This is a genomic window from Paenibacillus sp. HB172176, assembly GCF_011947265.1.
Taxonomy (GTDB): Bacteria; Bacillota; Bacilli; order Paenibacillales; family Paenibacillaceae; genus Pristimantibacillus.
Map to the genome: position 1 here is coordinate 1 of NZ_JAATHD010000096.1, position 522 is coordinate 522.

At 49.2% G+C, this 522-nt stretch carries 2 rRNA genes; both read left to right on the forward strand.

The features are described from left to right. Window positions 1-94 precede the first annotated feature (94 nt). A 5S ribosomal RNA gene (gene rrf / locus HFP08_RS28940) occupies window positions 95-211 on the forward strand. Window positions 212-430: 219 nt separating this feature from the next. Next, a 23S ribosomal RNA gene (locus tag HFP08_RS28945) occupies window positions 431-522 on the forward strand; the annotation flags it as partial.

Below are 522 nucleotides of genomic sequence, written 5' to 3' on the forward strand. Positions count from 1 at the left end.
TTATGATGAATTGTCTTTCCAATGAAATACATGGTTGGGTCTTTTTTTGAAGTAATTCAGGATGTCAATCATTGAAAAACGCTAGAAAACACCGTTTGGTGGCGATGGCGGAGGGGAACCACGCGTTCCCATACCGAACACGACCGTTAAGCCCTCCAGCGCCGATGGTACTTGGACCGCAGGGTCCTGGGAGAGTAGGACGTCGCCAAGCGGGTAGATAATTACCCCGAGCGTAAGTAACATGATGCTCGAATTGTTCCTTGAAAACTGGATAACGAAAGTAAAAGAAGAAGAAATTCTTCTGCTGAAACATCCTTTAGCTGATTTAAATAGCAGCAAGCGGAGTTGGCGAAAGCGAGCGAGGTTTTGCTGTGAGTGAAGGTTGTTCGAGATTGTCCCAATAGGGCAAGCCGAATCAACCGGAACGCCAGGTTAAGCTAGTAAGAGCGCACGGAGGATGCCTAGGCACCAGGAGCCGAAGAAGGACGTGGCGAACAACGATACCGCCTCGGGGAGCCGTAA